The sequence below is a fragment of the Amycolatopsis sp. w19 genome (genome assembly GCF_051373225.1).
In the GTDB taxonomy this organism is placed as follows: Bacteria; Actinomycetota; Actinomycetes; order Mycobacteriales; family Pseudonocardiaceae; genus Amycolatopsis; species Amycolatopsis japonica.
Genome location: NZ_JBPQFM010000045.1, coordinates 1 through 26,268 on the forward strand (window position 1 = coordinate 1; position 26,268 = coordinate 26,268).

Annotated in this window: 32 protein-coding genes; 10 read left to right on the forward strand and 22 right to left on the reverse strand. The window is 70.6% G+C overall.

Annotation, left to right across the window (positions count from 1 at the left end):
• Positions 1-98: 98 nt before the first annotated feature.
• The 8 genes from ACSMFO_RS39390 to ACSMFO_RS39425 all read right to left on the reverse strand — a co-directional run bounded on the left by ACSMFO_RS39390 (position 99) and on the right by ACSMFO_RS39425 (position 6,640).
• The gene (locus ACSMFO_RS39390; RefSeq protein ID WP_436462443.1) at positions 99-443 is read right to left on the reverse strand and encodes a hypothetical protein; all 345 of its coding nucleotides are present in this window, start codon (positions 441-443) and stop codon (positions 99-101) included.
• Positions 440-1,255: a DUF692 domain-containing protein gene (locus ACSMFO_RS39395; RefSeq protein ID WP_436462444.1), complete on the reverse strand. Its 816-nt coding sequence runs from the start codon at positions 1,253-1,255 to the stop codon at positions 440-442. Before ACSMFO_RS39395 ends, ACSMFO_RS39390 begins: the two co-directional genes overlap by 4 nt.
• Positions 1,245-2,168 carry a TIGR04222 domain-containing membrane protein gene (locus tag ACSMFO_RS39400; protein WP_436462445.1) on the reverse strand — a complete coding sequence of 308 codons (924 nt, stop codon included), beginning with the start codon at positions 2,166-2,168 and terminating at the stop codon, positions 1,245-1,247. The genes ACSMFO_RS39395 and ACSMFO_RS39400 overlap by 11 nt, the downstream gene beginning before the upstream one ends.
• A 113-nt stretch (positions 2,169-2,281) precedes the next feature.
• Positions 2,282-3,169 carry a TIGR04222 domain-containing membrane protein gene (locus ACSMFO_RS39405; protein WP_436462446.1) on the reverse strand — a complete coding sequence of 296 codons (888 nt, stop codon included), beginning with the start codon at positions 3,167-3,169 and terminating at the stop codon, positions 2,282-2,284.
• A gap of 75 nt (positions 3,170-3,244) precedes the next feature.
• Complete coding sequence (msrB, locus tag ACSMFO_RS39410) at positions 3,245-3,667, reverse strand: peptide-methionine (R)-S-oxide reductase MsrB (RefSeq protein ID WP_034318341.1); 423 nt, start codon at positions 3,665-3,667, stop codon at positions 3,245-3,247.
• A gap of 19 nt (positions 3,668-3,686) precedes the next feature.
• A complete protein-coding gene (locus tag ACSMFO_RS39415; RefSeq protein WP_436462447.1) occupies positions 3,687-3,992 on the reverse strand; it encodes a hypothetical protein in 306 nt (101 codons plus the stop codon).
• Positions 3,993-4,185: 193 nt separating this feature from the next.
• Positions 4,186-5,787 (reverse strand): protein kinase domain-containing protein, encoded by a 1,602-nt coding sequence (locus tag ACSMFO_RS39420; protein WP_436462464.1) that lies wholly within the window; start codon positions 5,785-5,787, stop codon positions 4,186-4,188.
• Positions 5,788-5,953: 166 nt separating this feature from the next.
• A complete protein-coding gene (locus ACSMFO_RS39425) occupies positions 5,954-6,640 on the reverse strand; it encodes a TVP38/TMEM64 family protein (RefSeq protein WP_436462448.1) in 687 nt (228 codons plus the stop codon).
• A gap of 24 nt (positions 6,641-6,664) precedes the next feature.
• Between ACSMFO_RS39425 and ACSMFO_RS39430 the strand changes: the two genes are divergently transcribed.
• Positions 6,665-7,222, forward strand: coding sequence for a GNAT family N-acetyltransferase (locus ACSMFO_RS39430; RefSeq protein ID WP_436462449.1), 558 nt, complete (start codon positions 6,665-6,667; stop codon positions 7,220-7,222).
• Positions 7,223-7,241: 19 nt separating this feature from the next.
• The gene (locus ACSMFO_RS39435; protein WP_436462450.1) at positions 7,242-8,261 is read left to right on the forward strand and encodes a DNA polymerase domain-containing protein; all 1,020 of its coding nucleotides are present in this window, start codon (positions 7,242-7,244) and stop codon (positions 8,259-8,261) included.
• Here the strand turns inward: ACSMFO_RS39435 and ACSMFO_RS39440 are convergent.
• Complete coding sequence (locus ACSMFO_RS39440; RefSeq protein WP_436462451.1) at positions 8,258-8,680, reverse strand: hypothetical protein; 423 nt, start codon at positions 8,678-8,680, stop codon at positions 8,258-8,260. The genes ACSMFO_RS39435 and ACSMFO_RS39440 overlap by 4 nt on opposite strands.
• A gap of 242 nt (positions 8,681-8,922) precedes the next feature.
• Here ACSMFO_RS39440 and ACSMFO_RS39445 point away from each other — a divergent pair, with 242 nt between their 5' ends.
• The 3 genes from ACSMFO_RS39445 to ACSMFO_RS39455 all read left to right on the forward strand — a co-directional run bounded on the left by ACSMFO_RS39445 (position 8,923) and on the right by ACSMFO_RS39455 (position 10,752).
• On the forward strand, positions 8,923-9,315 hold the full coding sequence (locus ACSMFO_RS39445; protein WP_016333007.1) for a DUF6221 family protein: 393 nt from the start codon (positions 8,923-8,925) through the stop codon (positions 9,313-9,315).
• A 7-nt stretch (positions 9,316-9,322) separates the two neighbouring features.
• Entirely contained in the window at positions 9,323-10,363 is a 1,041-nt protein-coding gene (locus ACSMFO_RS39450; RefSeq protein WP_436462452.1) for an LLM class flavin-dependent oxidoreductase, read from the forward strand.
• Positions 10,364-10,515: 152 nt separating this feature from the next.
• A complete protein-coding gene (locus ACSMFO_RS39455) occupies positions 10,516-10,752 on the forward strand; it encodes a S1 RNA-binding domain-containing protein (RefSeq protein ID WP_038515710.1) in 237 nt (78 codons plus the stop codon).
• Between the two features lie 81 nt (positions 10,753-10,833).
• Here ACSMFO_RS39455 and ACSMFO_RS39460 read toward each other — a convergent pair whose 3' ends face one another.
• Entirely contained in the window at positions 10,834-12,348 is a 1,515-nt protein-coding gene (locus ACSMFO_RS39460; RefSeq protein WP_360097148.1) for a PucR family transcriptional regulator, read from the reverse strand.
• Between the two features lie 206 nt (positions 12,349-12,554).
• Here ACSMFO_RS39460 and pruA point away from each other — a divergent pair, with 206 nt between their 5' ends.
• Positions 12,555-14,183: an L-glutamate gamma-semialdehyde dehydrogenase gene (gene pruA, locus ACSMFO_RS39465; protein ID WP_436462453.1), complete on the forward strand. Its 1,629-nt coding sequence runs from the start codon at positions 12,555-12,557 to the stop codon at positions 14,181-14,183.
• 16 nt (positions 14,184-14,199) lie between these two features.
• Positions 14,200-15,129 (forward strand): proline dehydrogenase family protein, encoded by a 930-nt coding sequence (locus ACSMFO_RS39470; protein WP_038515704.1) that lies wholly within the window; start codon positions 14,200-14,202, stop codon positions 15,127-15,129.
• Between the two features lie 87 nt (positions 15,130-15,216).
• Here ACSMFO_RS39470 and ACSMFO_RS39475 read toward each other — a convergent pair whose 3' ends face one another.
• Positions 15,217-15,573, reverse strand: coding sequence for a thioredoxin family protein (locus tag ACSMFO_RS39475; RefSeq protein WP_038515702.1), 357 nt, complete (start codon positions 15,571-15,573; stop codon positions 15,217-15,219).
• 90 nt (positions 15,574-15,663) lie between these two features.
• Between ACSMFO_RS39475 and ACSMFO_RS39480 the strand changes: the two genes are divergently transcribed.
• Complete coding sequence (locus ACSMFO_RS39480; protein WP_037343824.1) at positions 15,664-15,906, forward strand: DUF2630 family protein; 243 nt, start codon at positions 15,664-15,666, stop codon at positions 15,904-15,906.
• A gap of 278 nt (positions 15,907-16,184) precedes the next feature.
• Here ACSMFO_RS39480 and ACSMFO_RS39485 read toward each other — a convergent pair whose 3' ends face one another.
• The 10 genes from ACSMFO_RS39485 to ACSMFO_RS39530 form a co-directional block, all read right to left on the reverse strand.
• Positions 16,185-17,741, reverse strand: a complete 1,557-nt coding sequence (locus ACSMFO_RS39485) for an alpha/beta hydrolase (RefSeq protein ID WP_436462454.1) — start codon at positions 17,739-17,741, stop codon at positions 16,185-16,187.
• Between the two features lie 71 nt (positions 17,742-17,812).
• Positions 17,813-18,892 (reverse strand): ATP-dependent DNA ligase, encoded by a 1,080-nt coding sequence (locus ACSMFO_RS39490; RefSeq protein ID WP_436462455.1) that lies wholly within the window; start codon positions 18,890-18,892, stop codon positions 17,813-17,815.
• 28 nt (positions 18,893-18,920) lie between these two features.
• A complete protein-coding gene (gene amaP, locus ACSMFO_RS39495; RefSeq protein WP_436462456.1) occupies positions 18,921-19,508 on the reverse strand; it encodes an alkaline shock response membrane anchor protein AmaP in 588 nt (195 codons plus the stop codon).
• Entirely contained in the window at positions 19,505-20,041 is a 537-nt protein-coding gene (locus ACSMFO_RS39500) for a DUF6286 domain-containing protein (RefSeq protein ID WP_360091553.1), read from the reverse strand. Before ACSMFO_RS39500 ends, amaP begins: the two co-directional genes overlap by 4 nt.
• Before the next feature lie 13 nt (positions 20,042-20,054).
• On the reverse strand, positions 20,055-20,411 hold the full coding sequence (locus ACSMFO_RS39505) for an Asp23/Gls24 family envelope stress response protein (protein WP_038515694.1): 357 nt from the start codon (positions 20,409-20,411) through the stop codon (positions 20,055-20,057).
• The gene (locus ACSMFO_RS39510) at positions 20,408-20,584 is read right to left on the reverse strand and encodes a hypothetical protein (RefSeq protein WP_005157087.1); all 177 of its coding nucleotides are present in this window, start codon (positions 20,582-20,584) and stop codon (positions 20,408-20,410) included. Before ACSMFO_RS39510 ends, ACSMFO_RS39505 begins: the two co-directional genes overlap by 4 nt.
• Entirely contained in the window at positions 20,584-21,033 is a 450-nt protein-coding gene (locus ACSMFO_RS39515) for an Asp23/Gls24 family envelope stress response protein (RefSeq protein ID WP_436462457.1), read from the reverse strand. Before ACSMFO_RS39515 ends, ACSMFO_RS39510 begins: the two co-directional genes overlap by 1 nt.
• A 134-nt stretch (positions 21,034-21,167) precedes the next feature.
• Positions 21,168-21,593: a hypothetical protein gene (locus ACSMFO_RS39520; RefSeq protein ID WP_436462458.1), complete on the reverse strand. Its 426-nt coding sequence runs from the start codon at positions 21,591-21,593 to the stop codon at positions 21,168-21,170.
• Positions 21,593-22,150, reverse strand: coding sequence for an RNA polymerase sigma factor (locus ACSMFO_RS39525; protein WP_436462459.1), 558 nt, complete (start codon positions 22,148-22,150; stop codon positions 21,593-21,595). Before ACSMFO_RS39525 ends, ACSMFO_RS39520 begins: the two co-directional genes overlap by 1 nt.
• Positions 22,147-22,893: a pyrimidine reductase family protein gene (locus ACSMFO_RS39530; RefSeq protein WP_436462460.1), complete on the reverse strand. Its 747-nt coding sequence runs from the start codon at positions 22,891-22,893 to the stop codon at positions 22,147-22,149. Before ACSMFO_RS39530 ends, ACSMFO_RS39525 begins: the two co-directional genes overlap by 4 nt.
• A 98-nt stretch (positions 22,894-22,991) precedes the next feature.
• On the opposite strand from ACSMFO_RS39530, the gene zapE reads away from it, so the two are divergent.
• Positions 22,992-24,023, forward strand: a complete 1,032-nt coding sequence (gene zapE / locus ACSMFO_RS39535) for a cell division protein ZapE (protein ID WP_436462461.1) — start codon at positions 22,992-22,994, stop codon at positions 24,021-24,023.
• Here the strand turns inward: zapE and ACSMFO_RS39540 are convergent.
• Positions 23,977-24,585, reverse strand: a complete 609-nt coding sequence (locus ACSMFO_RS39540; RefSeq protein ID WP_436462462.1) for a phosphatase PAP2 family protein — start codon at positions 24,583-24,585, stop codon at positions 23,977-23,979. The genes zapE and ACSMFO_RS39540 overlap by 47 nt on opposite strands.
• 70 nt (positions 24,586-24,655) lie before the next feature.
• Here ACSMFO_RS39540 and ACSMFO_RS39545 point away from each other — a divergent pair, with 70 nt between their 5' ends.
• Entirely contained in the window at positions 24,656-25,531 is an 876-nt protein-coding gene (locus ACSMFO_RS39545; protein ID WP_436462463.1) for an FAD-dependent oxidoreductase, read from the forward strand.
• Positions 25,532-26,268: the final 737 nt, after the last annotated feature.

The following is a 26,268-nucleotide window of genomic DNA, read 5'->3' on the forward strand; positions in this document are numbered from 1 at the left end:
TGGGAAGTCCGCGACGACCTCCACCAAGGCTTCCTCACCCTCGGCTGCGCCATCATCTGCTGGCGCAGACTCAAAGCCCACTCATTCTGTTAGGACCCCTAAATGCGGCGGAGCCAGCTTGTGAACCGGCCTCGGGGCTTCGGGATCTCACCGCGCTCGACGAGCCACGTGCCGAAGGCGTCCGCATAGGCCCGCGCGCGGATCGCGTCGGTCTTCGGATGGCTCGTCGCGTACTCGCGGAAGAGCGCGGAGAACCGGTCACCGAGGGCTTCGGCGAGGTCCGGGCGGAGGTAAGCGGCCAACCTGCTTTGCTTGTTCCGCAAGACGTTCGCCTCGATGCGGAGCCTGTCCTCGTCGAAGCCCGCCGGGGCGTCGCCTCCGGCGAGAAGCGCCTTGAGCAGCTCCGCCTGCTGCTCGGCGAGCCGCTCCCGGGGCGACGTCACGGCGAGACCGCTTCCCGCAGCGCGGCCAGTTCCGCCGCCAGTTCGGTGTCGGACGGGTAGTCGTCGTCGCGCTCCAGCAGGACGCCGGGCGGTTCGGTGCGCCGCCGCAGTTCGCGCAGCAGGTCCAGGACTTCCGGCACCACCGGATGGGCGTGCGTGTCGTGATAGACGCCGTCGCGTTCGACGCCGCCCGCCATATGGGTGTACGCCAGGCGCTCCCACGGGATCTCGTCGAGGAACCGCTCGGGATCGGTGCCGAGGTTGCGGGCGTTGGCGTACAGGTTGGCCACGTCGACGATCAGCAGGCAGCCGGTCCGGTCGGTGAGCTCCCGCAGGAACTCCGATTCGGTGAACTCGGCGGCCGGCCATTCCAGTACCGCCGCGATGTTCTCCAGCGCGAACGGGACCTCCACGATGGACTGCGTCAGTTTGACGTTGTCCACCAGGACGTCGAGTGCTTCGCGGGTGCGGGGGAGCGGCATCAGATGGCCCGAGTCGAGGCCGCCCGCGCGCACGAAGCACACGTGGTCGCTGGCCAGCGGTGCGCCGAGCTCGCGGGTGACCTCCGCGAGATGCTCGACGCGCGCGGTGTCCAGCGGTTCGGCTCCGCCCAGCGACAGCGAGACCGCGTGCGGAAGGACCGGCATTCCCTTGTCGCGCAAGGCGACCAGGGTCTCCGGCAGATGCCCGGCGTGCAGGTTCTCGGCGACGACCTCGACCCAGTCGACGCCCGGCAGCCGCGCGATCGACAGGTCGAGCTCGTGCCGCCAGCCGATGCCGATCCCGAGCCTGCCGGGCCCGTCAGCCGCCACAGCCGCCGCCCCCACCGCAGGAGCTGCCGCCGCTGCTGCACGAGCTGCCGCCGCTGCTGCACGAAGAACCGCCGCCGGACGAACCGCCGCCGAAACCGCTGGAGAGCTGCGGCGGGATCAGGGCCGCGCTCAGCTCCTCGTCGGGGTAGGAGGCGAGGCCGCCGAACGCGACCGCCGCCGCGGCACCACCCAGCACGGCGCCGCCGACGTAGCCCGGTCCGTTCGGGATGCCGCGTTTGCGCTCCCGCCCGTGGGCGGACCTGGCCTTGTGGAGGACACGGTTGCCTTCTGCGGTCGGCCGCGGGCCCGGCCGCTTGTTCTTGAGCGCACGGGCGATCAGTGTCGCGCCCCCGGCCGCGATCAGCATCGGGATCAGGAATCCGACCGGGCGGTCGCCGGCGAGCCCGGCGATCAGGCGCACCACACCGAAGACCAGTACGGCGAGGTACAGGAAGTACACGACCCGGCGGATCCGTGGCCCCTGATCGACGACGACCAGCCCGCGTCCCTCCAGATCCTTGGCGAGCGCCTGCATCGGACCCGACAGCCGCAGCCGGTCACGGATGCCGCGGGTCGTGGCGTTGTGCCCCGGCCGCGCGCTCTTGGCGACGGCCTTCTCGATCGGGTCGGCGGGCTCGGGACCGGTGAGCTGGAGCTGCTTCGCGCTGCTGACCCGCAAGGTCCCGCGGTCGACCAGCGCCGCGATGGCCGTGTCGACCACCCGGTCCGAGCCGCCGGCGAGATAGGCGAACTCGTACACCGTCGGCTGCGGCCCGCTCACTTCGGCGCTCGGGGTTCTGGTGCCCAGCTTGGCCGCGATCGTCCACACGAGACCGGCGACCACCGGGAACACCAGCAGGATGGCGTAGATCGTCAGGAACGTGGGTCCGGGGATGCCCCAGGTGTATTCCATCGCACGGGCCTTTCACGAGCAGGTGCACTTACCGTAGTCGGACGCCGCGCGGTCCGATCGTGGTTCCGTGATTCGAGCATCCGGCGCGGAGTCCGGCGACGGCAGTTGGGCCGTCAGCCGCCGCAGCCGCCTCCACCGCCGCCGCAGGAAGAACCTCCACTGCCGCACGAGGAGCCTCCGCCGCCGCACGAGGAACCGGCGACGTACATGCCGCCTCCGCCGCACGTGCTCGCCGTACCGGCGAAGAGCCTGGCCTTCGTGCCGCCGGTCCTGATCAGCGTGATCGCGACGACCTTGTCCGGGAAGGCCTGCCAGCCGTCGAGCGCCACCTGCCCGGCCGCGGTGCGGGCCAGGCCGCGGTCCCAGTCGCCGTATCGGAGCGCCAGCGTGCCCGCGGCGGTCGCCCGGCCGGATCCGTCCGGCCATTGCCGCCACGCGGCCAGGCCGATCGCGCCGATCACCCCGACGATCAAGACCACGAGGGCGCCGACCGGCCGGTGCAGCGGTACGGCGTTCGCCAGCCGCACGATCCCCAACGTCAAGACGGCCACGGACAACGCGATCGCGTACTGCCAGCCCATCCGGCGGTGTTTCTCGGCGACCAGCAGGCCACGCTGCTCGAGATCGGCGCGCAACTCCCGGACGGCCTCGTGTCGAGCCATCTTCGAGCGCAGCTCACGCAGGCCGGTCCCGTTGCCGTGGACGAGTGAGACGACCGCGCGCTCGAAGGGGTCGGCGGGCGCCGGCTCGACCGGGTGCAGGAGGCCGCGTCCGTCCGGCCGCAGGGAGTGCCTCGCGATCAGACCGGCGACGGCGGTGTCGGTGACCCGCTCCGCGCCGTCCGCCAGCGCGGCCAGGTGGTAGAGACCGGGCACCGTCCTGGCACCGGTGTCACGGCGCAGCCACCACTCGTTCGCCACGGCGAGCGCGACCGGCAGTACGGCACAGACTCCGTACAGCCACGCGAAAGCCGGTCCGGAGATCCCCCAGGGTTCGTTCATACGACACCGCCCTCCCCGACGCTGTTCCTGTCATCCGGGAACGCGTCGGGAAGGGCGGTGGTTCGCTTCGTTCGGTTACGACTCGGGAACGAGCTTCAGCGAGATCGAGTTGATGCAGTACCGCTGATCCGTCGGCGTGGCGTAACCCTCGCCTTCGAAGACGTGCCCGAGGTGGCTGTGGCACGACTTGCACAGCACCTCGATCCGGCGCATCCCCATGGTGGTGTCCTCGCGGAGGAGGACGGCGTCGGTGTCGGCCGGGTCGTAGAACGACGGCCAGCCGCAGTGGCTCTCGAATTTCGTGTCGCTGCGGAACAGCTCGGCGCCACAGGCTCGGCACTGGTAGACACCGGTGGTCTTCTCATCGGTGTACTCACCGGTGAAGGGGCGCTCGGTGCCCGCCTGGCGAAGGACGGCGTACTCGTCGGGGCTGAGCTGCTCCCGCCATTCCTGCTCGGACTTGACCACGCGCGGCGTGGCTCCGACAACGGGTTTCATGCCTTTCACCGGTTCCACGTTACCCCGCGAGCCACGCGATGGCCCGGCCGATGATGTCCCATGCGGTGACCATCACGCCGAGCACGATGAGGACCACGAGCAGTGCCGAAACCCACCAGCGCAGGCCGCCGAGCCGGTTGCTGGAGTCGGCGAAATCGGAGACACCGTCGAGGCAGGCCTCCACGGTGAAGTTCGGGCCGCAGCGTTCGATGCGGTCCAGATGCTCGGCGAAGGCCCGGGCCTCGGGGTCGTGCGGGTCGAGGCCTACCAGGTCTTCCTGGAAGCGAGGATTCTGACGAGGTCCGAAAGGTCCGCTATCGGCCATACCGGCAACAGTAAGCCACGATCGGCGATTGGCCTACCAGCAGCGAGGCGGGTCTCACCCCCGCCACGCTGCGTCAGTTGCCGAGTACTCGCGTGTCGGCGTCGCCCAGGGAGTGCTGTCGTAAGCTCTGGACTGTGTGGATTTTGGTGCGTTGGATGACCAGAAATCCACACAGTCGCGAGGGGTGCCGGCTCTAGTTGCCCTGCGCGCTGCGGGTGTCCCCAGCGATCAGCAGCTGACCGCCGCCACCGTCGATCACGCGAACGGTCTTCGCCTCGGACCCGCCGGATTTGAACGTGAGGTTGATGGTGATGTCGACCGAGCCGTCGGCGTTGTTGCCCTTGTTCGCGCTGGCGCCCTTGTAGCTGCTCAGCTGCTTCGTCGCCCAGTACTCCTGATACTTCCCCTGGTCGCCGTACACCGCTTGGGCGTCGGGGGTCAGCATCGCCCAGCCTTCGGGCGTGCCGGCGCTGCTGTAGAAGTCCACGACCCGCTGCCCGGCGGGCTGGTACCCGATCTTGCCGCCGCTCGACGCCGCGGAAGACGGAGGCGCGCTGCTCTTGGAGCCACTCGACTTGGGTGCCGAGGTGCCCGGCTGCGGGTTCGCCCCGGCGTTGTTCCCGCCCGGGGTGTTGCCCCCGTTGCTCGAGTTCAGGATCAGGAACACGATCACGGCGATCACCACGACCGCGGCACCGGCGCCCGCGAACAGGACGGCCTTGCGCTTCGCGTCGGTCGGCTTGGCGGGCGACGGCCGCATCGGGGCGGCAGCGGACGGCGGCGGGCTCATCGCGGCGACCGGACGCGGCGGGGTGTTCGGCGGGGCGGACGGCGAGCGCATCGGGATGAACGCGGCCGTCGGCGTGTGCGTCTTGGTGGGTTGCGGAGGAGCCGCGGCGGAGGGGACCGGCTTGTCGGTCCGCTGCCACGGCGGGCGGTCTCCGCCGGGGATGCCGTGTCCGGGGGTTTCGGGCACGGCGGGCTGTCTACCGCCGCCCGCTCCGAAAAGCCGCGGCGAGGCGGCCGTGCCCGCACCGGATTCGTTCGCCGCCAGCGCGGCGAGGCGCTCCCTGGCCTCGGCCATGGTCGGGCGCTCGGTGGGCTCGGTGCGCAGCAGGCTCATCAGCAGCGCCGTCGCGGCGCCCGCCTGCTGCGGCGGGTTGATCTGGCCGTTCGCGGCCGCGTACAGCAGCGCGAGCTGGTTGGAGCTGTTCCCGTACGGCGTCTGGCCCTCGATCGCCTGGTAGAGCGTCGCGCCGAGCGCGAAGACGTCGGAGCTGGGCACCGGGTCCGAACCGCGCGCCAGCTCGGGTGCGAGGTACGCCGGGGTGCCGCCGATCAGGCCGGTCTGGGTGAGCGTCATGTCACCCGCCGCGCGGGAGATGCCGAAGTCGGTGATCTTCGCGGTGCCGGACTCGTCGATCAGGATGTTGCCCGGTTTGACGTCGCGGTGCACGATCCCGGCGCGGTGCGCGGCGACCAGCGCCGACGCGACCTGCTCGCCGATCTTCGCGACGCGCCCCAGCGGCAGCGTGCCTTCGTCGGAGATGATCGCCGAGAGGCTCGGGCCGTTCAGGTACTCCATCACCAGGCAGGGGTCGCCGCCGTGCTCGGCGATGTCGAACACCACGATCGCGTTCGGATGCTGGAAGCGGGCCGCGTTCTTCGCCTCGCGCATGGCGCGCTGGCGCATGTTGTCGCGTTCGGCCTCGGAGACACCCGGCTGCGGGAGGATCTGCTTGACCGCCACCGAGCGCTCGAGGCGGACATCGATGGCACGCCAGACCACCCCCATGGCACCGCTACCAATTTGCTCGACCAGGCGATAGTGCCCAGCGATCAGCTGACCGGTGTCGATGGCGACTGCTCCTGACACATTCTCCGGGTGATGGTGGCGCTACGCGGCCTGACAGGTCCCGCGCACCCGATCGAGTGTAGCGGGCGGCGGTTTCGGCTCCCCGTCAGCTCGCCGGTGCGGAGGCGGGCAATTCTTCCTCGCCGCTCGGTTCGGGCGTCGGAGGGGCCTTGCGCCGGAAGACCTTGACCAGCCCGATGGCCCCCGCGGCGGCGAAGACGGCGTAACAGATCAGCAGGGCGGGAGGTGTTTCCCCGGTCAGCGCGTCGCCGAGGACGACGACGGCGACCGTACCCGGCAGGCTGCCGAGCGCGGTCCCGATCAGATACGGGGCGAAACGAACAGATGACACTCCGCACAGGTAACTGAACGGAGCGAACGGCACCATCGGGATCAGCCGTAAGGAGGTGATCGCCAGGACTCCGCCGTCCGAAAGCCGGTCGTTGACCGCGCGGACCTTGGCCCGGTGCAGGTGCCGGGTGACCAGATCGCGGCCGAGTGCCCGCGAAAGAGCGAACGAGAGCCCCGAGGCGACCGTGGTCGCCAGGATGCCGACGACGATCCCCGTCGTGGCGCCGAGCAGCAGCCCGCCGGCCAGGTTGAACACGGTGCGCGGGATCGGCGCCACCGTCAGCACCGAATAGACCAGGAAGAACACCAGCGGGGTGGCCGGTCCGGTCTCGGCGGCCCAGGCCCGCAACCCGGCCGGACTCGGGATCGGCAGCAGCGCCGCCGCCGCCACGAACAGGGCGAGTACGGCGAGCGCGAGGATTAATTTGGTACGCCCGGACACCGCGTCCACCGTACCGTGTCCGCCGTGATCGACACCGAGGCGCTGCGGGCACAGCCCGAACTCACCGGCGAGAACGTCGTGCTCACCCAGCTCGACGAGACCTATTTCGAACCCGCGTGGCAGGCGGTGCACGAACCGGAGGGCACCCGGTTCACCGGAACGCACGCGACGTTCACCGAGGAGCAGATCCGCAGCTGGCTCTCGTCCCGGCCGGGCCTCGACGACCGGGCCGACTACGCGATCCTGCGCAAGGACGACCGCGTCTATCTAGGAGACGTCGTACTCAACGACGTCGACGCGGACAACCGCTCGGCCTCGTTCCGGATCGCCCTGACCGGGCCCGCCGTCTTCGGCAAGGGATACGGCACCGAGGCGACGAAGCTCATCCTGGACTTCGCGTTCGACTTCGTCGGCCTCCATCGCGTCTCGCTCGAGGTCTTCGACTTCAACCCCCGTGCGCAGCGGGTCTACGAGAAGTCCGGGTTCGTCCGCGAAGGTCTCCAACGCGACGCGTTGTGGTGGGACGGCGAATGGCACGACGCGATCAGCATGGCAATCCTGGAGACCGATCCCCGGCCCTGATCGGCGATACGGTGGGCGCATGCCCAAGAACGGTGAGCCGATCGAGGTCGAGGCAGGCGGACGCAAGGTCCGGGTGTCCAGCCCGGACAAGGTGTACTTCCCGGCCCGGGGGATCACGAAGCGCCAGGTCGTGGAGCACTACGTCGCGGTCGGCGTGCCGTTGCTGCGCGCGATCGGGGAGCGGCCGACGACGCTGAAGCGCTACGTCGACGGCGTCGAGGGCGAGTGGTTCTACGCCAAGCGCGTGCCGAAGGGCACCCCGGACTGGGTGGAGACCGCGAAGATCACCTTCCCGTCGGGCCGGACGGCCGAGGAGGTCTGCCCGACCGAACCCGCCGTGTTCGCTTGGGCGGCGAATCTGGGCACCTTCGACTTCCACCCGTGGCCGGTGCGGCGGCCCGACGTCGACCATCCCGACGAACTCCGCATCGACGTGGATCCGCCGGACGAGGCCGGTTTCTCCGACGCGGTCGAGGTCGCGGGCGTGGTCCGCGAGGTCCTCGGCTCGGCGGGCCTGACCGGCTACCCGAAGACCTCGGGCGGCCGCGGGGTGCACGTCCTGGTGCGGATCCGGCCGGAATGGGACTTCATCGACGTCCGGCACGCGGTGATCGCGCTGGGCCGCGAGGTCGAGCGCCGGATCCCGGAGAAGGCCACCATCGCGTGGTGGAAGGAAGAACGCGGCGGCCGGGTCTTCATCGACTACAACCAGGCGGCGCGCGATCGCACGGTCGCGTCGTCCTGGTCGGTCCGCGGCACCCCGCGAGCGACGGTGTCGACGCCGCTGACCTGGGATCTGCTGACCGAGGTCGATCCCGACGACTTCGACGTCCTCACCGCGGGCGCCTTCTACGCCGAGCGCGGCGACCTCCACGCGCCGATGGACGAGCAGGCGTTCGGCATCGAGACGCTGCTGGACTGGTACGCGCGGGACGAGCGCGACCACGGCCTCGGCGAGATGCCGTATCCGCCGGACTATCCGAAGATGCCCGGTGAGCCGAAGCGCGTCCAGCCGAGCAAGGCGCGCGACGACACTTAGGACAGGGTGAACTCGCACCCCGCGACCTGGACGTACTCGCCTTTGCGGGCGGTGAATCGCGCGGCGCCCGTGGTCAGCTGGTCGGCCACGATCTTCGACGCGCCTTCGGGCCGGAGCCGCGCCCAGTAGCAGTGCCCGTTTCCGCCCGGTGCCGGTCCGGGGGAGCGGTACGAGCCCGCTCGGATGTCCGTGCCGACCAGATAGGTCCCGTCGGCGAAGCGGTCCGCGAGGGAAGCGACGGCCGTGCGTCCCGAGGTGCCCGGCGGTGCCGGGACGGTCACGGCCGGCGCGGGCGCGGCCTCCGCCGTGACGGTCACCGTCGCCGGGGTGGCCGGCGCGGCGACGGGCTCACCCGGCCGGGTGGCCGCCACCACACCGGTGCCGGCGCCCAATGTGAGCGCGACGGCGAGGCCCGCCACGACGGGGAACGCATTTCGTGACGAGGTGTGCGGTATCGGTGACAAATTCGCGCCCGCCATCCGTGTCTTCTTCGTTTTGCTCGCGGAGTGATTGCGCTTTCGTGTCGATCTAGAAACCTGTTACCGCTCCGCCCGTGACCGATACGAGACTGTGTGACGCGTGGGACTCAGCCGTAACGCAGGGCTTCCTGCCAGCGACATTTCCCTCCGAACACTAGGCTGGGGGAGACGAAGGAGTACCCGTGGACGACCTGATCGCCTTCCTCGCCGCGCGTGTGGGGCAACGCCAGGCGTTGATCATGCAGGCGGTCAAGAAAACCGAGATCAACGAATCGCTCAATCGTGGTGAGACCAAGGTCGTCATCGAAAAGAAGATCCGCTCGCTCAACGACATCGAACTCGACGCGGTCAACCAGATGATCAACGAGATCGAGGCGACCCGGAGGCTCCTGCAGGCGCATCGCACCACGGTTTCGGAGAAGGTCCCGGGATTCCCCTTGTACGGCAACGAGTACTGGTGCGAGACGTGCCATGTGCCCGCCGACGAGGCCGGCACGAACTGGTGCCTGACCCTGCGGCTGCTGGCCCTGCCGCACGCCGACCACCCGGACTACAGCGAGCGCTGGCGCCCCTGAGCGGGGAATGCCCGCCGGGCCCGGACGCGTTGACCCGAGGGTGATCACGCTTTCGGTACTTGACCGGTCCCCGACCCGCCGTGGCGGCGACGCGCCCCGCGCCTTGCGGGACACGGTCGCCTTCGCGCGGGACATCGAAGCCTTGGGCTATCACCGGTTCTGGGTGTCGGAACACCACAGCGTGCCCGGTGTCGCCGGTTCGGCGCCCACCGTCCTGGCCGCGGCGGTCGCCTCGGCGACCGGGCGGATCCGGGTCGGCACCGGCGGCGTGATGCTGCCCAACCACCGGCCGCTCGTGGTCGCGGAACAGTTCGGCGTGCTCGAATCGCTCTTCCCCGGCCGGATCGACATGGGGCTGGGGCGTTCCGTCGGGTTCACCGGCGGGGTGCGGCAGGCGCTCGGGCACGAGAAGGACGACGCCGACCGCTTCGGCGAGCAGGTCCGCGAACTGCTGGGCTTCCTCGCGGGCGATCAGACGACGTATCCGGGTGTGCACGCCATCCCGGCGGAAGGTCTGCGCGTGCCGGCGTTCCTGCTGGCCACCGGCGCCGGGGCGCGGCTGGCCGCGGAACTGGGGCTGCCGCTGGTGATCGCGCCGGTCCGGGGCGAGGGTCCGCTGCTCGAAGCGATCGAGGGGTATCGGTCCGGGTTCCGGCCTTCCCCTCAGGCTTCGCGGCCGTACGTCGTGGTGTCCACGGCCATCGCGGTCGCCGAGACGGCCGAACAGGCCCGGCGGTTGCTGATCCCCGAAGCGTGGTCGACCGTCTATTCGCGCACGCACGGTGTCTTCCCGCCGCTGTCGCCGGTGGAGGAGATCCTCGCCGGGCCGCTGTCGGACCGCGACCGGGACCGGCTGGACCGGGCGCTCGACGGTCAGCTCGCCGGCACCCCGGACGAGGTGGGCGACCGGCTGGCGGACCTCGTCACCAAGACCGGCGCCGACGAGATCCTGGTGACCACCAGCACTTTCGACCAGGCCGAGCGGCTGGAGTCCTATCGCGCGCTGGCCGAGGTCGCCGACCTTCGCAGCTTGGCGGCCGTGTCGTGACCTTTGCTAGGGTCACGGCCATGACTGCCGGGTCGGCCTTGTGCCGTGAGCGGACGGGTTCCCCGGCCGCCGCTTGATCTCCGCGCGGGCCCGCAGCCCGCCTCCGCGTAGGTGTCCCCCTGTGGACCATGCGCGGAAAGGAGGTGAATCGCATGTCTCCCACCGAGAATTGGCGCGAGTTCGTCGTCGCGCACGCCGACGGCGGCGTTCTGGACGGAGTCGTCACGCGGGTGCTGCCGTTCGGCGCGTTCGTCGAAGTGGCCCCCGGGATGGAGGGGCTGCTGCCGACCGTCGGCGGAACCGGCCCGTTCGCCGCCGGGGCGGCCGTCGCGGTGCGGCTGGACAAGCTGGACGTCCAGAACCGCCGCTTCAGCCTGACCCTGGCCTGACCCCACGCGTTTCGTCCTCTGAATGCGGTACTTGCACACGCAAGGACCGCATCCAGAGGACTGAATGCGGGACGGGAAGCCCTAGAGGCGCAAGAGGAGCTGGGTGAGCATGCGCTGAGCGGGGTCGTCGAGATCGATCCCGGACACCTCGCCGGCGCGGCGCACCCGGTACCGGACCGTGTTCGGATGGATGTTCAGCTCGCGCGCCGCGCGCCGGACGTCCCCGAACGCGTCGAGGTACGCGAGCACGGCGGGCACCAAGATCCCGCCGTGCTCCGCGTCGTGCGCGACCAGTTCGGTCAGCCGCGGGTCGCGGATCCTCGGTTGCTCGCCGAGGAACGCGAGCACCTCCGAGAGCAGGACTTCGGCGCGGACGTCGGCCAGCGAGGCGACGTCCGCGGTCTCGTGCCCGCGCGCCATCGTCGCCAGCACGCGGTCCGCGTCGCCGCGTGAGGCCGCCGCGTCCGAGAGCCGGGGCACGGCACCGCCGAGCGCCGCGCGCACCCGGACGTCGAGATGCCGTTGCGCGGTACCGACGATTTCCTTGGCCAGCGCCAGGATCCGCGCTTCCGCGTGCTCGGGGAGGTCGGGAAGGAGCGCGTAGACCCGGCCGCCGATCACGCTCACCAGCGCGCTGCGCCGGTACGCGGCGGTGTGCACGGTGATCAGGTGCACCAGCTCGGCGCGCCGTAGCTGCCGGTCGGTGGCGGCCCGGTCGCGGGGGAGCGAGAACGCCAGCACCATGGCGGGTTTCCCGGGATCCGCGCCGATGTCGTCGGCGACGGACTCGGCGTCGACGCGGCCGTCGAGCAGGCCCGCCAGCAGATCCTCGCGCAGCCGGAGTTCGGGGCTGGGCAGCGTCCGGTGGCGGATCAGCTGCGGCGCCAGCGCCCGGCTCGCCCCGAGCAACGCGACCTCCGCGCTTTCGGTGAGCGGATGCGCGCCCTCCTGGACCCAGATCGTGCCCAGCGGCTGCGATCCGGCGTGGATCCCGGCCGCGATCCGCCGCCGGATGCCGAGATCGGGCCGCTCGTCGATGCGGACGATGCCTTCACCCGCGCGAAGCCGCTGGTAAACGCCCCATTCGCGCAACATCGCGAGATACCGTTCCGGGCCCTCGCGGCCGAGGATCGAAAGCCGGCGCAGTTCGTCCACCTCGTCACCGGCCCGCGAATAGGCCAGCACGCGGCTCGCGGTGTCCTCGATGCTGACCAGACCGCCGGTCAGTGTCGCGATGGTCTGCGCGAGCGAGAACAGATCGCCCAGCACCTCGCCGCTGTCCGCCTCGCCACCCGCTCGCGCCGCGTCGACCACGCCCCTGGCCAGTGCTTCGACCTGCTCCCAGCGCGCCTCGTGGCCGACCTCGATCAGCGCGATCCCCGCGTCGGCCGCGACGTTGACGACGGCCGAGCCGGTCTTGACCGCGACAGCGGCCGCCCCGGACCGCCCCGCCGCCCGGATCGCGCCGGAGGCCGAGCGCCCGCGAGCGCCGATCACCAGGACGAGGTCACCCGGATGGGCGTCGGGCGGATCCTCCGGATCGTGGATCACGACGTCCTCCACCTGGACGCCGAGCCCGCCGGGGGCCGCGAGCACCCTGACCAGCGGTTCCCCGAGCGTGGCGAGGACATGCCGGAGCGAGGCGCCTGTGGTCGTATCCGTGGTCAGGTCATCACCGAATTAAGCCGATCGGACAAGATGGTCACCCCGATTCTAGCCAGTCGAACAAGCCGTGACGAAGCCGTCCGGTCTACCGTTCGGGGTGAGACCTCTATCCGGCGAAGTGAAGTCAGGAGCAGTCAGTGGACGCCGTGACCCAGACCCCCGCCCCGAAGAACGAGCCGGTGCTGAACTACGCGCCGGGCAGCGCTGAGCGCGCTGAACTCGAGGGCGCGCTCAAGTTGCTGGGCAACGCCGACCCCATCGACATCACCGCGACGATCGGTGGTGAGCAGCGCAAGGGCGGCGGCGAGAAGATCGAGGTCGTCCAGCCGCACAACCACAAGGCGGTGCTGGGCGTCATTCACAGCGCGACCGCGCAGGACACCCACGACGCGATCGCCGCCGCCAAGGCCGCCGCTCCCGGCTGGCGCGCGCTGTCCTTCGACGACCGCGCCGCCATCATCCTGCGCGCCGCCGACCTGCTCGCCGGCCCGTGGCGCGCCAAGCTGAACGCCGCCACCATGCTCGGCCAGTCGAAGACCGCCTTCCAGGCCGAGATCGACTCCGCCTGCGAGCTCATCGACTTCTGGCGCTTCAACGTCGCCTTCGGCCGTCAGATCCTCGCCGAGCAGCCGGTCAGTTCGCCCGGCATCTGGAACCGGATGGAGCACCGCCCGCTCGAGGGCTTCGTGTACGCCATCACCCCGTTCAACTTCACCGCGATCTCCGGCAACCTGCCGACCGCGCCCGCGCTGATGGGCAACGTGGTGCTGTGGAAGCCGTCGCCGACGCAGAGCTACGCCGCGCACATGCTGATGCGGCTGCTCGAAGAAGCCGGCATGCCGCCGGGCGTGATCAACCTGCTGCCGGGTGACGGCAAGGCCGTCTCCGAGGTCGCCCTGACCCACCGCGACCTGGCCGGGATCCACTTCACCGGTTCGACCGCGACCTTCCAGCACCTGTGGGCCACCGTCGGCGCCAACATCTCCGGCTACCGCACGTACCCGCGCCTGGTCGGCGAGACCGGCGGCAAGGACTTCGTGCTCGCGCACGCTTCCGCCGACGTCGACATCCTGCGCACCGCGCTGATCCGCGGCGCCTTCGAGTACCAGGGCCAGAAGTGCTCGGCCGCGTCCCGCGCCTACGTCCCGCGGTCGCTCTGGGCGAGCCTGAAGGACGAGCTGGTCTCCGAGACCGAGGCCATCACCTACGGCGACGTCAACGACCTGACCAACTTCGGTGGCGCCGTGATCGACCGCCGCGCCTTCGACAAGCACGCCGCCGTGCTGAAGAACGCGGCCGAGGACCCCGAGATCGAGGTCATCGCCGGTGGCACCGCCGATGACAGCGTCGGCTACTTCGTGCGCCCGACGATCCTGGTGTCTGACAACCCGGACCACGAGATCTTCCGTACCGAGTACTTCGGTCCGATCCTCGCGCTCCACGTGTACGAGGATGAGGACTTCGACAACGTGCTGAAGCTGGTCGACGAGACCGCCGACTACGCGCTCACCGGCGCGGTCATCGCGAACGACCGCACCGCCGTCGCGAAGGCGTCCGAGGCGCTGCGCTTCGCCGCCGGCAACTTCTACGTGAACGACAAGCCGACCGGCGCGGTCGTCGGCCAGCAGCCCTTCGGCGGCGGCCGCGCGTCCGGCACCAACGACAAGGCCGGTTCGGTGTTCAACCTGCTCCGCTGGACGAGCCCGCGCTCGGTCAAGGAGACCTTCGTCCCGCCCACCAGCGTCCGTTACCCCCACCAGGGCTGAGAACCAGGAGTTCGTGATGTTGCGTGCCCCGTTGCTCGCCGCCGCTCGATCCCAGCGGATGCGCAAGCTGGTCGAGGTCGTCCCCGCCACCCGATCGGTGGTCAGCCGGTTCGTCGCCGGCGCGAAGACGCCCGACGCCGCCCGGGTGGTCCGCGAACTGGCCGACGACGGCCTCCGGGTCACCCTCGACCACCTCGGCGAGGACACCACCGACGCCGAGCAGGCCGCGACGACCGTCCGTGCCTACGAGGAACTGCTGACCGCGCTGGCGGCCGACGGCCTCGCGTTCGGCGCGGACGTGTCGGTGAAGCTGTCCGCGGTGGGCCAGTTCCTGCCCGCCGACGGCGAGAAGGTCGCGCTGGAGAACGCCCGCAAGATCTGCGCGGCGGCCGAAGCGGTCGGTGCCACGGTGACCCTCGACATGGAGGACCACACCACCACCGACTCGACGCTGGGCATCCTCAGGGAACTGCGCACCGAGTACCCGTGGGTCGGCGCGGTGCTGCAGGCCTACCTGCGGCGCACCGAGCAGGACTGCCGCGACCTGGCGGTCGAAGGATCCCGCGTCCGGCTGTGCAAGGGCGCGTACGCCGAACCCGAGGAGGTCGCGTTCCAGGACAAGTCCGAAGTGGACAAGTCCTACGTGCGCTGCCTGAAGATCCTCATGCAGGGCAAGGGATATCCGATGGTCGCCTCGCACGACCCCCGGATGATCGCGATCGCCGAGAAGCTCGCGGCGGACGCGGGCCGCAAGGCGGACGACCACGAATTCCAGATGCTGTACGGGATCCGTCCCGAGGAGCAGCGCCGGATCGCGGGCGACGGCGAGACGATGCGCGTCTACGTCCCCTACGGCGACGAATGGTACGGCTATTTCATGCGCAGGCTGGCGGAACGCCCGGCGAACCTGGCGTTCTTCCTGCGCGGACTCGCCACCAAGGGCTGACCCGGTCCCGGGTGGCACTGTTCCGCTGAAGTACAAAGGGGCCCTGCCCGGCGAAACCCGCCGGGCAGGGCCCCTTCTTCTTGCTCGTCAGGCCTCCTGGGCCTCTTCCTTGAGCTTGTCCATGTCGATGTCGCGCGCCTGCTGGATGAGGTCTTCGAGCGTCTTCTCCGGCAGCGCGCCCGGCTGGGCGTAGATCACCGTCTTGTCGCGGATGACCGCGAGGGTGGGAATCGAGCGCACGTCGAAGGCGGCGGCCAGCTGCTGCTCGGCCTCGGTGTCGACACTCGCGAACACGATGTCGTCGTGGTTCTCCGACACCTTCTCGTAGGTCGGCGCGAACTGACGGCACGGCATGCACCAGCCCGCCCAGAAGTCGATGATGACGAAGTCGTTGTCGGACACGACCTGGTCGAAGTTGGCGGCGGTCAGCTCCACAGTGCTCATGCCCGGCGTAACGAATCGGGCGGGACGCGCATTCCCGGGAGTGCGCGTAGCGTCTCGGATGGAGCGACCCACGTTTCGCGGGAGGTGCGTATGGCCGACGGGGACATCCTCAGCCGGATCGACGAACTGGTCAGCGAGGAACACGAACTCCGTTCGCGGGCGATCGGCACCGGGCTCAGCTCGGACGACCGGTCCCGGCTCGCGAGCGTGGAGCAGCAGCTGGACCAGTGCTGGGACCTGCTGCGGCAGCGGCGGGCGCGGGTCGAGTTCGACGAGGACCCGGATCAGGCTTCGGCGCGGCCGGTGTCGGAGGTGGAGTCGTACCGGCAGTAGCCGTTTCGGTCCCGGCTGACGCCATGAAAGGTCCTTTCCTTGCAAATTTTGCAAGGAAAGGACCTTTCATGGCACGCGGGTGGGGAGTGTGGGGCGGGTGAGGTTGTGAAAGCCACTTTCGCAACCTTCAACGTTGCGAAAGTGGCTTTCGCAACGCGCCCTGGCTCCAGGGGCGCCACGCTGGTGTCGCACCAGAAGTGTCATGAAAGGGTCGTTCAGGACGAAAAACGTCCTGAACGACCCTTTCATGACACTTCAAGAGGCACGCGGGTGGGGAGTCAGGCCGGGCAGAGGGTCCCGTCGACGGGCACCTTCCCGTCGACCAGGAACGCCCGCGTCGCGTCCGCCACGCACGGCGAGAGGCTCAGCGCGCCGTGCCCGGCACCCTGCCAGGTGATCGTGACCGCGCTCGGCATCTGGTCGGCGGCCCGGCCGGTGCCCTGTTCCGGGGTGACCGGGTCGGTCGCGGTGCCCGCGACGAGCATCGGCGGCGCACCCGGCGCACCCGCGGGCGGGAGCGGTTCGCGGCGCACGGGCCACGGGCTGCACCAGGCCAGTTGCTGCGCGGCGAAGACACCGAACTGCGGGTACTTGTCGCGCAGCGTCGTGGTCACGCGCGTGAGTTCCTCGGCCGAGAGCCGGGTCGCGCTGTCGTTGCACTTGGTCGCGAGCGTGCCGTCCAGCCGCGAAGGCCGCGCCCGGGAGTCCTTCAGCACCGGTTCGGCGAACGCGGCCAGCGGGGTGACGTCGCCGGTCTGCGCGGTCTTGAGCGCCTCGGCGAGTTCCACCCAGCGCGAGCGCTGCGCGAGCCCGGAGTAGATGGCGTACAGCGCGATCCCCGGCGTGATCTCCGCACCGTCGGTGGTCGTCGCGGAAGCCGAGCGGAGCCGGTCCGCGACGGCGGACACGGCCGAGCGGGCATCGCCGATCGGGCAGCCTCGCGCGACGCAGTCGGCGCCGAAAGCGTCGAGGGTCGCCTGCGCGCTCGCGGCGACCTGTTCCTGTACCGCGGCCGCGTCCGGGGCGGGGTCGGGCAGTCCGTCGAGCATCACCCGGCCGACCTGCGCCGGGAACCGCACGGCGTATTCGGCGAGGACCTTCGAACCGTCGCCGCGCCCGAGGGCGTGCAGCTTGTCCATACCCAACTGCTCACGGAGCTCTTCGAGGTCGCCCGCGGCCCGCCAGCTGTCCATCGCGACCTGCGAGTCGTCCAGTTCGATGGCGCACTGCTGACCGGCCTTGCGCGCCGCGTCGACGACGCCTTCGAGGTCGGCGGCCGTCGGATCGCCGCCCAGCAGATCGGTGCGGATCTCCGCCGGGATGCACTGCACCGGCGCGGACGCCCCGGTCCCGCGCCGGTCCACCCCGATCAGGGAGAACTTCTGCAGGAACTCGGGCGGCAGTGTCGCGGCCAGCCGCGCGGCGTACAGAGACCCCGGCTCGCCGTCGACGTCGTTGACCACGACGAGCGGGATGGGCCCGCCGCCGGTCTTGACCACCGACAGCCGCGAGAGCCCGCGGCCGGGCAGGTCCGGCGCGTCGAGCGTGGTGGGCACCCTGGCGCAGGAGAACTTCAGCGTGTCCGGCACGGACGGCTGACCCAGCCGCTGCCGGGTCGCCTCGTCGCAGTCCTCCCATTTGATCGACGGCGACCGGGGTTCCGCGAGCGGCGGCAGCGGCACCTGCTGCGCAGTCGTCTGGCCGCCGGGATCCGGCTTGCCGTCGTTGTCGATCACCGCGGGCCGGACCGACGGCCCGGCGGTGCAGCCCGCGAGCACGGCCGCCACCACGGTGGTCGTCAGGATCAGCCGTGGCGTGCGGCGGGCGGTGCTCACGGGCTGGTCCTCACTTCCAAGGCATGACAAAGCTCGGAACAGAGCTTCGCAGGTCGGATGTCAGGACACGGTTAGCGGGTGCGTTTCACCTCGCCGCGCAGCACGGCGTCCAGGTCGTAGCGGGCGACCTCTTCGAGCTGGGCGTAGGTGCAGGAGTCCGGCTCGCGGTCGGGGCGCCAGCGTTTGAACTGGGCGGTGTGGCGGAACCGCGACGGATATCCGCCTTCCGTGTGTTCGTAGCCGACCTCGACCACCCTTTCCAGCTTCAGCGGCACCCACGGGGCTTCTTTGGACTTCCATCGGGTGATCCCGCCGGGGATCCGCTGGTGCTCCCGCACGTTGTCGCCCAGCCAGGGGTGATCGGCCCCGTCGGTGATCAGCGGCGCCAGCTCCTCGGCCAGTTCACGCCGCCGGGCGACCGGGAACGAGCCGACGACACCGGGATGGTGCAGCACGCCGTTCTCGTCGTAGAGCCCGAGCAGGAACGAACCGACCAGCTCGCCCGGTTCGCCGTCGACGTGCCAGCGCAGCCCCGCGAGCACGCAGTCGGCGGTGCGCGAGTGCTTGTACTTCAGAAACACGCGTTTGCCGGGCGTGTACGGCTCGTCGAGCGGTTTGCCGATGACGCCGTCGAGCCCGGCGCCCTCGAACAGTTCGAACCAGTGCCGCGCGATCGCCGGATCCGCGGTGGCCGGCGTGAGGTGGATGCCGTCGGAGGCCAGCTTCTCCAGCCGTTCCCGCCGTTTCGACGTCGGTTCGTCCAGAAAGGACTCGTCGCCGAGCGCCAGCAGGTCGAACGCGACGAACTCGGCCGGGGTCTGTTCCGCCAGCAGCTTGATACGGCTTTCGGCGGGGTGGACCCGGTCGGTGAGCGCGTCGAAGTCCAGCTTGCCGTCCCGGGCGACCACCAGTTCGCCGTCCAGCACGATCCGCTCGGGCAGCGTCGCCTTCAACCGCTCGACGACCTCGGGGAAGTACCGGTTCAGCGGCTTCTCCGAGCGTGACTGCAGGGTCAGCTCGTCGCCGTCGCGGAACACGAGGCAGCGGTAGCCGTCCCATTTGGGCTCGAACAGCAGCCCGCCGGAATCGGGGATCGCCTTCGCCGGCTTGGCGAGCATCGGTTTGATCGGCGACGTCAAGGGAAGCGACATGACGGCCATTCTTGCCGCACCGGCGCGCTCAGCGCACCCGTTGGGGTGCCGTCGTGTCGAGTTCGATCCGGACGGCGGTCGGCAGGACGTCCACCCCGAGCGATTCCCGCGCGCGGGCCAGCACGGTGTGGTCGAGCTGCTCCCAGACCCGTTTCAGGTCGGTGCCCTCGACGAGCCAGAGCGTGATGCGCAGCGCCGGGTTCTCCTTGTCGCCGACCGCGCGGACGCGAGCGCGCCCGACCCCGTCGACCGTCTCGGCGTCGAGGCGGACGGCCTCGGAGATGGCCGAGGAGGTGACCACGAGGTCGTCGTCGAGTTCGAGGTCCGGGCGGCCTTCCGGGCGCAGCGACCGGAAGAACCACCACAGGCCCAGCCACAGCAGGAGGACGCCGAGCACGATCGCGCCGACGCGGACGGCGAGCGCGTGCCGCGACAGCCAATCGAGGGCGATCGGGTCCACGAGCGGCCGGTCGGCGCGGTACGTGCCGAGCCAGCCCGCCCCGACCACCAGCGCCGCGGCCCCGCCGAGCAGCGCGAGGAGTCCGATGAGGACGGTCAGCGTCCGTTCCGTGCCGGTGGACCGGCCGAGTGCCTTGGCGGAGACCGAACGGGTCATCGGCGGTCCTTCGGGGAGTCGACGACGACCGACACCTTCGGCCGCCGCACCAACGGGACGTCGTCGAGCAGACCGGAGACCGTCTCCAGCAGCCGCGGCCGCAGCTCGCCTTCGGTTTCCAGCCTGCTCGTCGCGCGGACGCGGATCTTCTTGGCGGTGGCCGTGACCTTCGCGCCCGCGACGTTGTCCTGTGCGCGCACCGTGACCCCGACCAGCCTGGCCAGCGAACGCGGCGACGTGGTCACGCTGACCTCGTTCGCCGGATCGGTCAGCCGGATGGCGCGCCGCCCGGCCGAGGCTGCCGCCAGGATCAGCAGCAGCCCGACGACCGCGACGGCGATCGAGAGGTACCGGACGGTCGGATCGCTCCAGGACAGCTCCGCGAGCCTGTCGCGCCAGTCGTCCCACGGGACGAACAGCGGCCCGCGTCCCGGCCGCCACCAGCCCCAGCCGACCTCCAGCGCCAGCAGGACCCCGGCGGCGGCCAGCGCCAGCCCGAGCAGGGCCGACAGCAGGCGGACGAACAAACGCATGCGGGTGCTCCTTCTAGCGGACGCGGGGCGCGATGTCGGGCAGGAGCGCGGAGACCGTCACCGAGATGTCCCGGACCTGGTACGAGGTGATCCGTTCGACCTCCTCGGTGACCCTGGCGCGCAGGTCGCCGACGATCCGCCGCACCGGCGCCGGGTAGTTCAGCGCGACGTCGAGCACGAGATCGACGTCGTTGCCCTCGCCGCCGACCTTCGCGCTCGCGCCGTGTGTCCCCAGCCCGAGCCCGGCGATCCGCCGCTCGGCGCGCGTGGTCCCGTCGACCTGGTCCGCGGCGTGCTGCGCGATCTTGCGGACCACGGACGGCGCGATGGTGAGGGTGCCGCGGTCCTCCGGTTCGGCCGGGAGGGTCATTTGTCGCGGCCCCGGCCGAACAGGTCGCCGAGGTCGAGTTCGCCGTCGAGCACGCGGCCGAGGACGAGGCCGATGACGCCGACGGCCAGCGTCACCAGGAACGCGGTGAAGCCCTGGGTCGCGGCGAGGCCGAGGATGAGGCCGGCGAGCAGGCCGGTCTGGGTCCCGTTCATCACTCCACCCGCGAGGTCTCGGTCTCGCCGCCGTTCTCGTCGGGCAGGTGGATGTCGTTGACCGCGATGTTGACCTCGATCACCTCGAGGCCGGTGATCTGCTCGACCTGGCCGATCACGTTGCGGCGCACCGCGCGCGCGACGTCGACGATGCGGGCGCCGTATTCGACGACCACGTCGAGGTCGATCGCGGCCTGCTTCTCGCCGACCTCGACCGAGACACCGGACGTGGTGACCGTGCCGGAGCCGGGGATGCGTTCGCGGATCGCGCCGAAGGCCCGCGAGACGCCGCCGCCCAGCGCGTGGATCCCGGTCACCTCGCGGGTGGCGAGACCGGCCACCTTCTGCACCACCACCGACGAGATCGTGGTCTTGCCGGCGGTTCCTTCCTCGTTGAGGGACGCCCCGGCGACCGGGGTGTCGGGCTTGCTCGCGCTCGGCTGCGCCATGGAGTTCGCTCCTTCTCGGCCTGTGCCGCGCGACCTGCGCGCGCGGCGGTCCCTACGCTCTCACCGACCAGGACACACGCGCATGCCGAGCCGTCACGCGATGTCCCCCGGATGGGGTAATCAGTTGCGGGGGTTCAGTCCGGGTGGACGTCGACGACGTGGACGTTGATCGCGGGCGGGGCCGAACCGAGCTGGCCGGACAGCGCCGCGCCGACCCGGTGCCGCAACAGTTCCGCGACGCTCGCCTCGACGCCGAACCGGATCGTCACCAGCACCTGGAGCACGTCCTCTTCGAGCGCGACGGCCGAGACGTGGACCCCGCCGAGCTCGCGGCCGATCTCGGCGGCGAGGCTCCTGGTCATCAGCACCAGCGCCCGCTCCGACACCTGGGTCTTGCCGCCCGACGACGGGAGGTCGAGCGGCGCGGTGGTGTGCCCGCCGCGGACGCCGCTGACCGAGCGGAGCACCCGTTCGACGAGTCCCGGCGGCGTCGGTACCGGACGGCTCGCGGCGGCGCGCACCTGCTGCCACCGGGGGTCGTCGCGCGGATCCTCGCTCATCACCGTTCCCCGGGTCGGAAGTTGTCGCCGAGTTTCGCCAGCAGCGCCACCCGCGCGCGGTGCAGGCGGGCGCGCAGAGCGGGCACGCTGACTTCCAGCACCTCGGCCACCTCGTCGTAGGTCAACCCTTCGAATTCTCGCAGAATCAGCGGGATCCGCTGGCCGACGTCGAGTTCGGCGATCGCGCGCAGCACCCTGCCGACCTGTTCGGCGCTCACCACGTACCCCTCCGGACCAGGCACGACGCCCGCGTCGCCTTCGTCGAGCGGCACCGTCGGTTTCCGTCGCCGGACCGCGCCGAGCGCGCCGTTCGTCGTCACCCGGTAGAGCCAGGTCGACACCGCGGATTCGAACCGGAAGCCGGGCAAGGCGCGCCACGCGGAGAGCCAGGCCTCCTGGACGACGTCCTCGGCCTCCGACGAACTGCCGGTGATCCGCAGCGCCACCCGGTACATCCTGGCCGTGTGCCGCCGGACCAGGATGTCGAAGGCACCGTGGTCCCCGGCGGCGGCCCGGGCCGCCAGTTCCTCGTCCGGAACCGGCGTGGCCTCGCTCACCCGCCCTCCCGGCGGCGGTAGCGCAGCATGGTGAAGCCGTCTTCGAAGAGCACGGACGCGAGGTCCATCCGCCGTGGGTCCGGGGAGGGGCGGCCGTCGGCGATCCGGCGTTCGCCCGCGCCCGCCAGCAGCGGGGCGACGGTCAGGCACAGCTGGTCGACGAGGTCGGCCGCGATCAGGTCGGCGAACAGCGCCGGCCCGCCCTCGCAGTCGATCCGGCGCAGCCCGCGTTCGTCCAGCAGCGTGAGCGCGCGGTGCAGGTCGACGTCTTCGGTCCCCGCGACGAGCACCTCGGCGCCCGCGCGTTCCAGCGCCGCCCAGGGCGCCTTCTCGGTGGTGATGACGATCGGCGGGACCTTCGTGTCGGTGAACAACGGGCCTTCGGGGTCGAGGTCACCCGAACGGGTCACCACCACGATCGGCGGCACCTCGGACAGCCCGAGCGCGACGCGGCGGGCGGCGCGTTCGGGAGTGATCCGCGCGCCGCGGTAGCCCTCGGCGCGCGCCGTGCCGGCGCCGACCAGGATCACGTCGGAAAGCAGCCGTCCCATCAGGAAGATCCGCTTGTCGGCGGGGGAGGAGAGCCCCTCGGACAGCTCGTCGACCGCCACCGCGCCGTCCGCGGAGCTGACGAAGTTGACCTGGACCCAGGGACGGGTCAGGTCTTGCGGATACCCGTAGAGCCGTTCGAGGTCGCCGTCGGAGACGGGTTCCGCCGGTGTCGTTGGCCACAAAAGCTGCACACCGCCATCCCAGCACGCGCCCGACGGCACCGCTGAGCGGGGGATACGCCCGGTCAGGGAGAGTGAACCCGCGACGACGGTGCCGTTACCCTCGGCGAATGCCCGCCCGCCTGATCGATCGCCGTCCGGAGCTGTCCGCCGACGAGCTGATCACCGCGCTCGTCCCGCCGCCGAGGTTCGACGCGGTCCGGTTCTCCACCTACGTGCCCAATCCGGACGAGCCGAGCCAGGCACAGGCCGTCGTCGACTGCGGCGCGTTCGCGAAGCGCGTGGCGGAGGCCTCGAACCGGAAGCCGAAGTCGAAGCTGCGCGCGTTGTTCGGCGGGGACGAGGCGCCGTCCGGGCCGATGGGGCTCTACCTCGACGGCGGGTTCGGCGTCGGCAAGACGCACCTGCTCGCCTCGACGTGGCACGAGACGCCGTCGCCCAAGGCGTACGGGACGTTCGTGGAACTGACGCACCTCGTCGGCGCGCTGGGGTTCGCCGAGGCCGTGCGGCGGCTCTCGGAGCACCGGTTCCTGGCGATCGACGAGTTCGAACTCGACGACCCCGGCGACACCATGCTCGTCACGCGGCTGCTGCAGGAACTGATCTCGGCGGGGGTGTTCGTCGCGGCGACCTCCAACACACTGCCGGACAAACTCGGCGAGGGCCGGTTCGCCGCCGCGGACTTCCTGCGCGAGATCCAGTCGTTGTCCGCCCGGTTCGGCGTCTGCCGCGTGGACGGCCCCGACTACCGCCACCGCGGCCTGCCGGACGCGCCGCCGCCCGCGAGCGCCGAGGAGCTGGAAGCCTCCGCCGCCGCGCATCCCGAGTCCACAGTGGACGATTTCGACGCGCTGTGCGACCACCTCGGCAAGCTGCACCCTTCGCGCTACGGAAGGCTTCTCGACGGCGTGACCCGGGTGCACCTGCGCGACATCCACCCGGTGCCCGACCAGAACGTCGGACTGCGGCTGGTCGCCTTCGCCGACCGGCTCTACGACCGCGCGATCCCCCTGGTGGTCTCGGGCGAGCCGGTGCCGGAGCTGTTCACCGAGGAGATGGTGAACGGCGGCTACCGCAAGAAGTACCTGCGCGCCGTCAGCCGTCTGACGGCACTGGCGCGCGACGCCGTGCAGCCCAGGTGAGCAGGACCCACGTCGCGCACACGGTCGCGACGGCGAACAGCGTGCCGCCCACGACGTCGGTCAGGTAGTGGTAGCCGAGGCCGATCATGCCGATCGTCACGCCGCACAGCACCACCGCGCCCACCGTCGCGATGACCGCCTTGGCGATGCCGGGGCGGGCGTGCAGGACGAGCACGGTCAGCACCGCGACCAGCGCGACGGTATGCCCGCTGGGGTAGGCGAGGTAGGTGTACTTCCAGCGGTCGAAAAGCGGTTTGAGCACCCAGGTGTTCGCGAGGATCGCGACGAGCGGGCCCACGATGGTCAGCACCGCTTCGAGCCTCCGCCCGCCGATCAGGCACAGGACGGCGGCGAGTACCGCGACCGGGATCAGCACGTAGGCCTCGGTCGGCAGCACCAGTAGCCGCAGCAGGTCGGTGTCGGGGCCGAAGGCGCGCTCCACCCAGCGCACGGCGAGTTCGTCCGGACCGGCGACACCTCCGCCGGAGACCAGCACCCCGAGCACGACCATGATCACGGCACACGTCATCGCGACCAGCCCGTACGGCGCTCTTCCGCTCATCCGGCGAGATTACGTGACGGGCGATCAGTCACCATGCAAGGACGGCTCGCGAGGACGAAGGGGGCTTTCGATGCGGATCAGTGTGGTCGGCGGCGGGGTGATCGGGCTGAGCTGCGCGCACCGGCTGGCGGGGGCCGGCCACGACGTCACGGTGCTCACCGACGCCGGCCCGGGGGAAACGACGTCGGCGGTCGCGGGTGGCGTGCTGTTCCCGCCGCTGGCGGCGAACTCCGACCGGGTCGACCGCTGGACCGCGACGAGCGTCGAGGAGTACCGCACCCTCGGTGCCCCCGGCATCCGCATGCTCCGGGGGACGTACGTCGTCCCGCGTGAGGCGGCGCTGCCGTCGTGGGCGCTGTCCATGCCCGGCCTCGACCACGAACCCGGACGGCTCACCTTCACCACCGCGCTGGTCGACACCCCGGTGTATCTCGCCTGGCTCGCCGGCGAGGTCGCCGCGCTGGGCGTGCGGACCGAGTTCCGCACCGTGTCGCGTTTGGACGACCTCGACGCGGATCTCGTGGTGAACGCCGCCGGGCTCGGCGGGGGACGGCTGGCCGGGGACGGCACGGTGGTGCCGGTCGGCGGCCAGGTCGTCCACCTCGCCGATCCGGGGCTGACCGAATGGATCGTCGACGGCTCGACGCCGGTGCTGCGGCACGTGATCCCGCACGGCCGTCACGTCGTCTGCGGTGGCACGCAGGAGCCCGGCCGCGATTCGGTCGAACCGGACCCCGGCGTGACCGCAGACATCGTGCGCCGGTGCCGGGAACTCGTGCCCGCGCTGGCCGACGCGCCTGTGCTGGGCGCGAAGGTCGGCTTCCGGCCGTTCCGGCCCGAAGTGCGGCTGGAGCGGGACGGTCGCGTCGTGCACTGCTACGGGCACGGCGGTGCGGGGATCACCGTCGCCTGGGGCTGCGCCGACGACGTCCTGGCCCTGGTCTAAGCCCGCATTTAGTCCTCTAAATGCGGGCGGACTGGGCACAAGCGAGGCGTGAGCGAAGGCGTGACTCGTGTGATCAGGGGCGTGACTCGCGTGATGGGAGGCCGCACTCGGTGTTCCGCCGCTGATCACGCGAGTTCCGGCTTCGATCACGCGAGTGCGGCCGATCGGTCCAGGTGGTCGTGAGTGGCGTTTCGGGTTCAATTGAGGGGTGAGTCGAACATGGCGTGATCGAACCCTTGCCACGCGGGATTCCGGAATGATTCGCGGGGATGACCCCGGCGCGATGTGTCCACAACGGACACCGTGCGTGGACTGCGCGCCCGATTGATGTCATGATGCCCGGTTCCCGCGCGGGGTCGTGAGTGATAAAGAGGGTTAGAACGACCCTCGCCACTCACGACCCCCAGGCAATACTGCGTAAAGTGCCCAAATCGGACGCCCTGCTCTCGAAAAGTGTCCTTTTTGGACAGTCTGAGGGGTATGTCAGGCCTCGGTGGCGAGCCTGCTCGCACCGCAGACTCCATCACGCCACCTTTGACTTACCCCTCAATAACCCGAACCGCCACACACGGCCACCGCGAGGAGCTGTGCGAAGTGCCGGATCGGGCTGCCCCCTTGCCGCATTTAGAGGACTAAGGGGTCCTAACAGAATGATCTCGAGTGTGGTTTGATGTGGTGTCTCGTTGATCTTCTGGGAGGGGTGTGCTGGTGGGGCAGCGGCGTCCGTGGGAGGTCGA

What these genes read in the sequence shown, in the direction of transcription:
- ACSMFO_RS39435 (WP_436462450.1), top strand. Translation starts at nt 7,242, where the DNA reads ATGCCCAAGAACGGTGAGCCGATCGAGGTCGAGGCAGGCGGACGCAAG.
- ACSMFO_RS39405 (WP_436462446.1), bottom strand. Translation starts at nt 3,169, where the DNA reads ATGAACGAACCCTGGGGGATCTCCGGACCGGCTTTCGCGTGGCTGTAC.
- ACSMFO_RS39480 (WP_037343824.1), top strand. Translation starts at nt 15,664, where the DNA reads ATGGCCGACGGGGACATCCTCAGCCGGATCGACGAACTGGTCAGCGAG.
- ACSMFO_RS39500 (WP_360091553.1), bottom strand. Translation starts at nt 20,041, where the DNA reads ATGCGTTTGTTCGTCCGCCTGCTGTCGGCCCTGCTCGGGCTGGCGCTG.
- ACSMFO_RS39520 (WP_436462458.1), bottom strand. Translation starts at nt 21,593, where the DNA reads ATGAGCGAGGATCCGCGCGACGACCCCCGGTGGCAGCAGGTGCGCGCC.
- ACSMFO_RS39545 (WP_436462463.1), top strand. Translation starts at nt 24,656, where the DNA reads ATGCGGATCAGTGTGGTCGGCGGCGGGGTGATCGGGCTGAGCTGCGCG.
- ACSMFO_RS39490 (WP_436462455.1), bottom strand. Translation starts at nt 18,892, where the DNA reads ATGTCGCTTCCCTTGACGTCGCCGATCAAACCGATGCTCGCCAAGCCG.
- amaP (WP_436462456.1), bottom strand. Translation starts at nt 19,508, where the DNA reads ATGACCCGTTCGGTCTCCGCCAAGGCACTCGGCCGGTCCACCGGCACG.
- ACSMFO_RS39505 (WP_038515694.1), bottom strand. Translation starts at nt 20,411, where the DNA reads ATGACCCTCCCGGCCGAACCGGAGGACCGCGGCACCCTCACCATCGCG.
- ACSMFO_RS39455 (WP_038515710.1), top strand. Translation starts at nt 10,516, where the DNA reads ATGTCTCCCACCGAGAATTGGCGCGAGTTCGTCGTCGCGCACGCCGAC.
- ACSMFO_RS39470 (WP_038515704.1), top strand. Translation starts at nt 14,200, where the DNA reads ATGTTGCGTGCCCCGTTGCTCGCCGCCGCTCGATCCCAGCGGATGCGC.
- ACSMFO_RS39400 (WP_436462445.1), bottom strand. Translation starts at nt 2,168, where the DNA reads ATGGAATACACCTGGGGCATCCCCGGACCCACGTTCCTGACGATCTAC.
- ACSMFO_RS39415 (WP_436462447.1), bottom strand. Translation starts at nt 3,992, where the DNA reads ATGGCCGATAGCGGACCTTTCGGACCTCGTCAGAATCCTCGCTTCCAG.
- ACSMFO_RS39510 (WP_005157087.1), bottom strand. Translation starts at nt 20,584, where the DNA reads ATGAACGGGACCCAGACCGGCCTGCTCGCCGGCCTCATCCTCGGCCTC.
- ACSMFO_RS39515 (WP_436462457.1), bottom strand. Translation starts at nt 21,033, where the DNA reads ATGGCGCAGCCGAGCGCGAGCAAGCCCGACACCCCGGTCGCCGGGGCG.
- zapE (WP_436462461.1), top strand. Translation starts at nt 22,992, where the DNA reads ATGCCCGCCCGCCTGATCGATCGCCGTCCGGAGCTGTCCGCCGACGAG.
- ACSMFO_RS39450 (WP_436462452.1), top strand. Translation starts at nt 9,323, where the DNA reads ATGCCCGCCGGGCCCGGACGCGTTGACCCGAGGGTGATCACGCTTTCG.
- ACSMFO_RS39420 (WP_436462464.1), bottom strand. Translation starts at nt 5,787, where the DNA reads ATGGGGGTGGTCTGGCGTGCCATCGATGTCCGCCTCGAGCGCTCGGTG.
- ACSMFO_RS39540 (WP_436462462.1), bottom strand. Translation starts at nt 24,585, where the DNA reads ATGAGCGGAAGAGCGCCGTACGGGCTGGTCGCGATGACGTGTGCCGTG.
- msrB (WP_034318341.1), bottom strand. Translation starts at nt 3,667, where the DNA reads ATGAAACCCGTTGTCGGAGCCACGCCGCGCGTGGTCAAGTCCGAGCAG.
- ACSMFO_RS39475 (WP_038515702.1), bottom strand. Translation starts at nt 15,573, where the DNA reads ATGAGCACTGTGGAGCTGACCGCCGCCAACTTCGACCAGGTCGTGTCC.